Genomic DNA, 10,805 nt, shown 5'->3' on the forward strand with positions numbered 1-10,805 from the left:
ATTTGCTTACCTAACCCCAATAAGTGCAATAATGGGAACAATTTCGCTTATCATGATTCCCATTATTTTTGTCTTATGTTTCCCGTCACTTAGATGGGTGCGAATAGCAAGCTCTGAAACAAAAGGTGCCTCTGGATAGTTATCGAATTATGGTGTGTTTACTCACCGCCGGAACAGGACATTCTTACCGCATAGCGGCTTATCCCAACAGGCTCTTTGGAGGGGCTTCTTAATTTCCCCCTTATAGGAAGGAGCTTAATGATTCTCTTCATATGGAGTCTACCATCAAGCACATTAATTTTACGCAAATTGAAATTAAATTAGGTTGAAAAAACATATTTTGAACTAATGGGCTAATTAACACTCTATAGAAAATGGACAAATAATTGACAAAACAAAAAAAGTGCTCTTAAAATCCGCTACTAGTAAATATTCTGCCAATTAAGTCGAATGGTACTAGGCTTCGACGTAATATGGGACAAATTAAGAGTCATCATATGGCATCTTCGGCTATCTAAATTTTAAGTTTCAATTTCTGAAAATAGTTTGATAGCTCGCATTCTATTCCTACTACGTGAGGTAAAGAATGCAAAGTTTAAATTAGCAGGATTTTAATGGAAATATTAACTGACTTAAAAGCAATTTTGCACTCGAAACGCGCGAATATTTATTACTTAGAAAAATGCCGCATTATGCAAAAAGATGGAAGAGTGCTGTATCTTACTGAGGCAAAAGAGGAAAACCAATATTGGAATATCCCTATTGCTAACACAACCTGTCTGCTACTGGGAACTGGAACATCTATTTCTCAAGCTGCAATGCGCATGCTGGCTCAAGCCGGAGTATTAGTTGGATTTTGTGGCGGAGGAGGTACACCACTGCTTATGGCGAATGAAGTCGAATGGTTCAGTCCTCAAAGCGAATACCGCCCCACAGAATATGTGCAAGGATGGATGAAATTTTGGTTTGACGAAATAAAACGCTTAAATGTAGCTAAACGATTTCAGCAGGCTCGTATTACTTTTATTGAACAAGTATGGGGAAGAGATTCGGATTTGATATCAAAGGGATTTTATCTTGATGATATTGATATTCAGACGGCATTAACCAACTTTCGTAAAAGCATTGTCAATGCCCAAGGAGTATATGAGTTATTACTTATTGAGGCCAAGTTAACCAAAGCCCTATATAAGATTGCTGCGAATCGTACGAATCAAGCTGGATTTACACGTGAATATAATAGTGACGACGATGCTAATGCGTTTTTAAATCATGGTAATTATTTAACGTATGGACTTGCTGCGACAGTATTGTGGGTATTAGGTATCCCACATGGTTTTGCTGTTATGCATGGAAAAACGCGTCGTGGGGCGTTGGTTTTTGATGTGGCCGATTTGATTAAAGATGCCTTAATTCTGCCATGGGCTTTTATATGTGCCAAAGATGAAACAACAGAGCAAGAGTTTCGTCAACAATGCTTACAAAATTTTATTAAACATAATGCGCTTGAGTTTATGTTTGATTTTGTTAAAACAATCAGTTGTGAAGGGCCTTCTTTATGATGGTCACGTTTGTATCACAATGCGAGAAAAAAGCGTTAAATAAAACACGTAGGGTATTGGACTCATTTGCAAGTCGTATTGGTGAAAATACTTGGCAAACTATTATCACCCATGAAGGTTTAAATGCAGTTAAAAAATTATTAAAAAAAACAGCCTCAAAGAATACGGCTGTTTCTTGTCATTGGCTGAGGAGTCGTAGCCGTAGCGAATTAATTTGGATTATAGGAAATCGTAGTAAATTTAATGCGCAAGGTATTGTTCCGGTACACTTCACGCGAAAAGATATTGTAAATACGCGCTGGGAAAATGATTGGCATTATCTTCCTTTGATTAAATGTCTGGCAGCCTTAGCCTCCTTATTTCATGATTTTGGCAAAGCTTCGAGGTACTTCCAGGAGAAATTGAAACCTGAAAGTAAAAACAAACTGGGTGACCCCTTGCGGCATGAGTGGGTATCGGTTTTATTGTTTCAAGCATTTGTAAAAAATAACTCAGATGTAAAAAATAACTCAGACGCTCAATGGCTGGATCGTTTGATCCATGGGGATCTGAATGAAATGGTTTTGGCACAAAATATTTCAGAAACACCGTTGGAAAATTTACCCCCGCTAGCAGGCCTGTTGGCGTGGTTGATAGTATCTCATCATAAATTGCCAATTAATTTAAACCGTAATTACAAAGATGACCACTTAAGAACACTAGATGAAGCGTTACGTCAAATTTCTCAAACTTGGGGTTATGAAAACAGAAAAGATGAGAAATTTTATGAGGCCAAGCTTAAACAGTGTTTGACCTTTGATGATGGTTTGTCCAGCCAATCACTGCCATGGTTAAAACTTGTCAAAAGATGGGCATCCAAAATGCGAGATTGCCTATTTTTATTAAATAAGGCTATGGAAAATGGTAGCTGGCGATTAATTTTATATCACGCGCGTTTATCATTAATGTTGGGCGACCATAATTATTCATCACAAGGTGCCAGCAAAACCTGGCATTCAGATATGGATTTGATAGCCAATACATATAGAAAAGATTGTAATGGCCATAGTAAAGGAGAGCCCAATCAAAAGCTGGATGAACATTTGGTTGGAGTAGCTCATTCAGCGCTTGATATCGCCCAATTATTACCGGCATTTGAGAATGAATTACCTTATGCGTACGATATAAGAGCACTCAAGAAAAAAAGCCCGTCTGCATTTGGATGGCAAGATAAGGCCGTTGAAAAAGTTAAAGAATGGAAACAAAGCGTTCCTGTTGCATACCAAGATAAACAACATGGTTTTTTCGCAGTTAATATGGCAAGTACGGGTTGTGGTAAAACTTATGCCAATGCAAAAGTCATGCGCGCCCTATCACCTGATCGTGAGAGTCTTCGTTTTATTTTAGCATTGGGTCTCAGAACACTTACGCTTCAAACTGGTGACGAATATCGGGAACGTATCGGTTTGGACAACAGCGAGCTTGCAGTAATGATTGGCTCCAGAGCTGTAATGGAGTTGCATAAACAAAATAAGCTTGAACAAAAAGAGCAAGAAGACTTTAATGAATCAGCCGGTGCTGAGTCAATGGGGGCTCTACTGGATGATGATATGATTGATTATGAATGCGTAATACCGGAATCGCGGTTAAATACTGTTCTAATTGATGAGCGTAGTCGGAAATTTCTTTATTCACCTGTGCTGGCTTGCACAATTGATCATTTAATACCCGCCACAGAGTGTGTGCGTGGAGGGCGTTATATTTTGCCAAGTCTGCGATTAATGTCGTCAGACCTAGTAATTGATGAGATTGATGACTTTAATGGGGCCGATCTTGTCGCTATTGGTCGCCTTATTCATTTGGCTGGTATGTTGGGACGAAAAGTCATGATTTCTTCTGCAACAATCCCCCCAGATCTTGCGGAAGGTTATTTAAACGCCTACCGCGAGGGCTGGTTGTTATTTGCCAATACACGAGATGTTAGTTTCAATATTGCTTGCGCATGGATCGATGAATTCGGGACTCAGATTGAGACGTTGTCTGATTCAGATACTAAACAGGCACTGAAGTGTTACGAGAACTATCATCAAACGTTTATCAAGAAACGAGTTAAAAAATTAAAAGCGGAGCCAATCAAGCGTAAAGTCGAAATAGTTTCGTGCCAGCACATTAAGGAATTTAGAGCTCAGGTTAAAACAAATGAGGATAAGATAACAATAGAACATGCATATTTTAACGTAATACAAAAAGCAATTATAGAAAAGCATTTACAGCATGCAGAGATTGAACCGTTAACTGAAAAAATGGTTTCAATTGGTCTTGTGCGTATGGCGAATATAGATCCTTGTGTAGCTTTGACTGAATATTTGGCTACTATCGATTGGCCGAATGACATTGATTTTCGTGTGATGGCTTATCATAGTCAGCAGGTGTTGTTATTACGTAGTGAACAGGAAAAACATCTCGATGAAGTGCTGAAGCGCAATGAAAAGGGTGGAGAAATTCCAAAGCCTTTTCAAAATGAGATTATTCGTTATCACTTATCAAATAGCAAATCACAACACATAATTTTTATTTTGGTTGCTACTCCAGTTGAAGAGGTAGGGCGCGATCACGATTTTGATTGGGCTGTAGTAGAGCCGTCTTCTTTTCGTTCTATTATTCAATTGGCTGGTCGAGTGCTGCGTCATCGCAATAAAATACCAAAAACACCTAATATCGCTTTGATGCAATACAATTTGAAAGCGTTAATTAATGCCGATGAACACCCTGCATATTGCTGTCCTGGTTATGAACAAAAAGATTGTTTATTTTCTACACATGATATTAATCAGTTAATTGACCATAAATTATTAACCGAAGGTATCAATGCTCTACCACGGATACAACGGGATATTAGTCTCAAATATAAGCACAATTTTGCTGATATGGAACATTACTCCATATCAAAACTATTAACAGGTTGGAAAATTAAAGATAGCGCTGCATTAGTTGGGCCTGAAGAAATGCAGGGATGGTTGACCCAATGTTGGTGGTTAACCGCTTATCCACAAAATTATAATCGGTTTCGTGAAAGTGGTTTAGATAAACAGTTATTTTTAGAGGCAGAATGTGGTGAGCTGAAATTTATGCAAAAAACTGAGGGAATTCCGATTGAGTATGTGAATCGAACCGCCGTTTATGGGATTAAAGTGAATCAACCGGTAGAACGAATACTAAGTAAATTATGGCTGGATTGCGATTATCAACAATTAATAGAAGTTATTGCCAATAAAACAAACAAAACTAAATCACAGGCCACACGTATTTATGGTGAAATTTCATTGCCAGTATATAGTCATAAAATTCAGTTTTATCAGTACTCATACCAACTAGGTTTATCTCGACTACGCTGATTAAAAGTTATTGATCTTTCATGAGGCCAATAACTTCTGTTAATTTTCGGTAAAAATGTTGCTGCCTATTCGGCAGTTCATAAATTAATGGAATTAATTTTTCTAAGCTACCTCTCCGGCAGTAAAGAGTTCAATTAGTCGGTTTAGCTCACAGCTTAGTAAATTAACATAAAGTATATAGAGCATAGAATCCTTCTTCTGAGCTTATATTAAAAATATAATCACAGCTGATTCATAAAAAACCAAAAAAGAAATAATTAATAGAAATAATTGGTTTGACAATTGTGTTGAGAGTACTTATATTTCCGCCCGATCGCACTAAAACGGGGAGTGATTTTGGGTGATGTTATTAAGACCTTTTTATTTGAAAGAAAGGCGAGTTGGATTAAGAAAAAAATCAATTCCGGAATGACTTCCGAGGAAATAAAGCGTATTGAGCAGGAGTCAAATAATATTTTTTCGCCTGATAGCTGGTTACCTGACGCTGCCAAAAGGGCTAGTCAATTATCCATAGTGAGTCATCCTGGAAAATTTAGTCATCCTGCTGCAAAAATCAGTCCTATTATCGCTGAGTGTAAGAGATCCGAGGATGGATTTTTAAGGACGGGCAATGCACATGCTCAATTAGACGTTTTTGGTAATGCTGCAGCTATGGATGTGTTTAAATTCTTGTCGTTGACGCTGGACGATGGGCAAACAATTTTGACACATTTAGAGCTTAATACAGAGGTCATTCAAAATGAAATGAATGTATCGACTATGCATTTTGATGTGTTACGCAAAGGGTTTCTTTCGATAAAGAAAAATACGACTACTGCGATTACAAGTGAGTGTGTGAAGCAAGTATATTTTCCTGTTGCTAGTGGTTATCATTTATTATCAATTTTGACACCCTCAGGTTTGGTATACGAATTAAGAAACCGTATTCAAAGTATTCGATTTTCTGATGAAATTAAAGAAGCTCGGGATAACAAACGAAAAAATCTTTATAACGAAAAAGGTTTTGATGAGTTATATGGTTTAGCGATGATTGGATATGGGGGAACCAAACCACAAAATATCAGTATACTAAATAGTACCTACGGTGGAAAATCCTATTTGCTCTCCAGCATCCCTCCAAATTTATCCAGTCATCATATTCGGTTGCCTAAAAATAATTTTTTTTCTAACACTCTGAGACCCAAAAGTTTTGAGCAACATTTTGTCAAAATACATAATTTATACCTTGCGGATTATAATAATAAAAAAATACGCGATAGCTTGGATTGGAGAGTGCAAGATATTATTAACGATATTATTGAAAGAATGTGGGTGGTCCGTCTAGCTGAGCCAGGTTGGTCGAAAGACACAAATTTACCAATTTACCAAAAAATATGGCTTGATGAGTCTCGTAAGGATGAACGCTTAACGGATGAGGATTGGCTTGATTCGGTGAGTACTGATTTTGCACGCTGGTTTATTTCAACCTATGAGAAGTTAATAGGAAAAATGGCGATTACTTTGGATGATACTTATCTCCAGCATCTCAAGGCAGTGATGATAAACAATGAAGAGAACTTGCTATGAAACGAATCCTACTACTTCCATATTTGCGTATACAAAATGCCAACGCCTTATCCAGTCCTTATACCATAGGATTTCCGGCTATGACGTCCTGGTTGGGCGCTGTACATGCATTGCAAAGACAATTAAATCAACAGGGATTTACTGATCTTGTATTCAAAGGCGTCTCAGTTGTGTCTCATGAATTCAAGTTGAATACATTCAAAGGGCATAGTGATTACGTATATTCCATTATTGGAACTGGGAATCCACTAGATAAAAACGGTGAGCGTTCGGCATTTATTGAAGAGGCGCGTTGTCATTTGACTGTTTCTATTGTGATTGAATATTCTGGCCTTGATAAAGATGATGAAGATAAATTTATAAATATTTTATATGCGCAGATGCATAGGAGTATGAAATTTTCGGGTGGAGATTTCCTAGGGTTTAAGAAGCCTTTTGAAAAACCCGAGATACTTAAAATAGGAGAGGATAAAGATTATCGTAAACTCGTACGAAAGTTGATGCCAGGTTTTGTTCTAGTCGAGCGTCGTGATTTGATGATTGACGCGATGAAAAATGGGCAGGACGCAATTGATGCGATGCTTGAGTATTTAAAGATAATGCATCGCAGTGAACAAAATGATCAGGGTAAAGTAACTTGGACTAGCGGACGTAAAACATCTGGATGGATTGTTCCCATAGCTACTGGTTTCCACGGGATTTCTCCTCTTGGACAAGCACAGAATCAACGAGCCCCTGATATACCTCACCGATTTGCCGAAAGCGTTGTAACTCTTGGAGAGTTTAAAATGCTATATCGTATAAAAAATATTGATGACATGCTTTGGCACTCCTGCTTCGATATTGAAAATAATTTATATCTTTGCCAACACAATACATAAAAACTAAATGTAAGAGGAAATTTATACTATGGCTAAAAATGAAAACATGGCGACCGTACTCGCATTTGAAAAAAAACTGGTACCTTCGGATGGTTATTTTTATGGTACAACTTGGAATAAACGTCATCTTGAGGCGACACCTTTGCAACTATTGGAAAAATCAGTACGTGGAACGATTTCGAATCGGTTGTCAAAACCATTACAAGCTGATCCTACAAAACTGGATGCAAAAGTTGAAAATCCTAACTTACAAACTGTGGATTGCTGTGCTCTTGGTGTTGAACAAGATACTCTTAAATTGCATTTCACTCTGAAGATCTTAAGTCAGGTTGAAAAACCTTCTGCTTGTAACAATGCTGTATTTAATGAGAGTTACGCTGCGGCAGCTAAGAATTATATCGAACAAGAAGGTTTTACGGAATTAGCAAAACGTTATGCTATTAATATAGCCAATGCACGTTTTTTATGGCGTAACAGAGTAGGTGCTGAACATATAGAGGTTAGTGTTAAAGTTTTAAATTCTGAAAAAGAAGAGTCTTGGGTTTTTGATTCCTCTAATTATTCTATTAACGATTTTAACCATAGCGATGAGTTGATTAATCCCTTGGCTGAAAAAATAGCCCTTGCTTTATCTGGTAAAATACCCTTTTTATTATTGAATATTACAACTTATGCGAAAGTTGGTCGCTCTCAGGAAGTATATCCGAGTGAAGAGCTAATTTTGGATAAAGGAACTGGTAAAAGCAAAAAGAGCAAGATTTTATACCATATTAACGGCGTTGCTGGAATGCATTCTCAAAAAATTGGTAATGCATTAAGAACTATTGATACCTGGTATCCAGAATATAGTCATGTTACTACAGGGCCGATTGCTATAGAACCATATGGTGCTGTAACTAATCTTGGGATTGCATATCGTAATCCTAGAAATAAATCCGATTTTTTTACCTTGTTTGATAAATTTGCTCGGGGTGAAACGTTGACAACAAAAGAACAAGAGCATTATGTGATGGCAGTATTGGTCCGTGGTGGCGTTTTTGGCGAAAGCGGTAAGGAGTAATCATGAATTTTTACCAGGATATCACTTTACTGCCCATGGCTGATATTAATATATATTTCTTATGGGAGAAAATATATCAAATGATTCATCTGGGTTTGGTGGAAACAAAAATGCCTAATGGTTTATCACCAATTGGACTTGCTTTTCCAGAGTATGATGCTGAAAAATGTCAGTTGGGTACCAAATTAAGAGTATTTGCTATGGAAAAGCAAATGCTCGAGAAATTTAATGCAATAAAATGGTTAAATAATTTCTCTGATTATGCTCACATAACTGGAGCTCGTGATGTCCCGGGTAATATAACCAGCTATGTTCGTTTCAAACGAAAGCAATCGAAGTCTAATACTGAACGCATAGCTCGAAGAAAGGCAAAGCGCGAAGGGATTGATTTGGAGAGTGCGATGGGATTATTAAAAAATCATAAAGAATCATTAATACGTGCGCCATTTATAAAAATTTCGAGCCTAAGCTCCAAAAACACATTTAAGCTCTTTATTTATAAAGAACCCTCTGAGGAACTTATAAATAATGCATTCAGTTGTTATGGTTTAAGTTCTGTATCAACGCTACCTGACTTTTAACCTTTATTTTTGCTGTTCTTTAAAAATTTATTTAAATCAATAGGTTGCGATCATATAAAATATCAATGGTTACACATCGATATCTTATACTAGCTTATTGTTTATTAAATTGATTTTAAGTGTGAAATTTGGGTTAACTGCCGTATAGGCAGCTTAGAAAAATATTATCAAGATTTTATGGAGAAAGCAGATGTTAACTGCCGTATAGGCAGCTTAGAAATGTTAATGAGCTAATTGAAGATGACTTTTTACGTTAACTGCCGTATAGGCAGCTTAGAAATTTTATAGTGTCAAATTACGGACCCGCTTGCTCGTTAACTGCCGTATAGGCAGCTTAGAAAAGGCGAGAAGAAGTACCCAATGCCTGATAAAAGTTAACTGCCGTATAGGCAGCTTAGAAAAACACCCAAGGCTTATTAGCTTATGATAAAGAGTTAACTGCCGTATAGGCAGCTTAGAAACTTAAAATCATCTAACTTCATGCGCCGCCAATGTTAACTGCCGTATAGGCAGCTTAGAAATTGACCCAACATATGCCCCACATTACGGCCAAGTTAACTGCCGTATAGGCAGCTTAGAAATACTAATAATTTGTAATCGCAGCGCTATGAGTGTTAACTGCCGTATAGGCAGCTTAGAAACGAAAGCGATAAAGTAGTAATCGACTCAGTTAGTTAACTGCCGTATAGGCAGCTTAGAAAAAAGGCTAATATAGGATTAAGACCTGCTGCCTGTTAACTGCCGTATAGGCAGCTTAGAAAACGCTGCCAAGCAGTCGAAGACATAATAGATTGTTAACTGCCGTATAGGCAGCTTAGAAAAATAATATGACCATGCTCTGTAAACGACTTAGGTTAACTGCCGTATAGGCAGCTTAGAAAGGTACTGTTATTCCCGGACAAACCGGAGCTCCGTTAACTGCCGTATAGGCAGCTTAGAAATGTGAAGATTTATGACATTGCTAGTTGCAGGGGTTAACTGCCGTATAGGCAGCTTAGAAATTTAAATTATCTCACTTGTTCGGGTCAATCGTGTTAACTGCCGTATAGGCAGCTTAGAAGGATAGGTTTTGGAGTTTTAGAGCCGGTTTTAGGTTAACTGCCGTATAGGCAGCTTAGAAAATTGCAAGGTCATCGCTTGAAAAAGTTAGGGTGTTAACTGCCGTATAGGCAGCTTAGAAACAAGAGGAAATTGCAGGCCATCTAGGTATATGCGTTAACTGCCGTATAGGCAGCTTAGAAAGCGAAACGGTCGGAATACGTATTTGTTGCAATGTTAACTGCCGTATAGGCAGCTTAGAAACAACAACCCCGTTATTGCGAGCCTGGCATGCCGTTAACTGCCGTATAGGCAGCTTAGAAATGTTAACTTCTCGAATTGCTTCCCGGCGCAAAGTTAACTGCCGTATAGGCAGCTTAGAAATTTACATCATATGTCAATAAATGTTATTTATTGTTAACTGCCGTATAGGGCAGCTTAGAAAAATTAAACATATTTTACTTCTTTTTGCGTCGTGTTAACTGCCGTATAGGCAGCTTAAAACAGGAAGATGATTACATTAAGTCGCTATAATGAAAAATATTATCCATCTTTATTATCGTTGCAATAAAATTTATCACAGCATTCTTAAAATGAGCACATCATGATATGATTTACTCCTCATAAATTTTAGAAATTCTGTAATCTGGCTCAATATATGAAAGCAACCACCCCAATTTTCCTCCTATCGTTATTTGTTATATTTCTTTTTTTCCTTTTCTCAACCGTTTCTACTATTCCAG

At 37.4% G+C, this 10,805-nt stretch carries 6 protein-coding genes and 1 CRISPR repeat array; all 6 genes read left to right on the forward strand.

All coding sequences use genetic code 11. The annotated features are described in order from the left end of the window. The first annotated feature begins 614 nt into the window (after nt 1-614). Nucleotides 615-1,562: a type I-F CRISPR-associated endonuclease Cas1f gene (gene cas1f / locus Ldro_RS03940; protein WP_058495126.1), complete on the forward strand. Its 948-nt coding sequence runs from the start codon at nt 615-617 to the stop codon at nt 1,560-1,562. Further along, nucleotides 1,559-4,936, forward strand: a complete 3,378-nt coding sequence (gene cas3f, locus Ldro_RS03945) for a type I-F CRISPR-associated helicase Cas3f (RefSeq protein ID WP_058495127.1) — start codon at nt 1,559-1,561, stop codon at nt 4,934-4,936. The genes cas1f and cas3f overlap by 4 nt, the downstream gene beginning before the upstream one ends. A 336-nt stretch (nt 4,937-5,272) precedes the next feature. Continuing rightward, nucleotides 5,273-6,502, forward strand: a complete 1,230-nt coding sequence (gene csy1 / locus Ldro_RS03950; protein WP_058495128.1) for a type I-F CRISPR-associated protein Csy1 — start codon at nt 5,273-5,275, stop codon at nt 6,500-6,502. Beyond that, nucleotides 6,499-7,383 (forward strand): type I-F CRISPR-associated protein Csy2, encoded by an 885-nt coding sequence (csy2, locus tag Ldro_RS03955; RefSeq protein ID WP_058495129.1) that lies wholly within the window; start codon nt 6,499-6,501, stop codon nt 7,381-7,383. The genes csy1 and csy2 overlap by 4 nt, the downstream gene beginning before the upstream one ends. Nucleotides 7,384-7,411: 28 nt before the next feature. Continuing rightward, the gene (gene csy3 / locus Ldro_RS03960; protein WP_058495130.1) at nt 7,412-8,443 is read left to right on the forward strand and encodes a type I-F CRISPR-associated protein Csy3; all 1,032 of its coding nucleotides are present in this window, start codon (nt 7,412-7,414) and stop codon (nt 8,441-8,443) included. Nucleotides 8,444-8,445: 2 nt separating this feature from the next. Then, on the forward strand, nt 8,446-9,024 hold the full coding sequence (gene cas6f, locus Ldro_RS03965; protein WP_058495131.1) for a type I-F CRISPR-associated endoribonuclease Cas6/Csy4: 579 nt from the start codon (nt 8,446-8,448) through the stop codon (nt 9,022-9,024). Nucleotides 9,025-9,156: 132 nt separating this feature from the next. Continuing rightward, nucleotides 9,157-10,446: a CRISPR direct-repeat array (repeat unit 28 nt; unit sequence GTTAACTGCCGTATAGGCAGCTTAGAAA). Nucleotides 10,447-10,805 lie beyond the last annotated feature (359 nt).

The organism is Legionella drozanskii LLAP-1 (assembly GCF_001467585.1).
In the GTDB taxonomy this organism is placed as follows: domain Bacteria; phylum Pseudomonadota; class Gammaproteobacteria; order Legionellales; family Legionellaceae; genus Tatlockia; species Tatlockia drozanskii.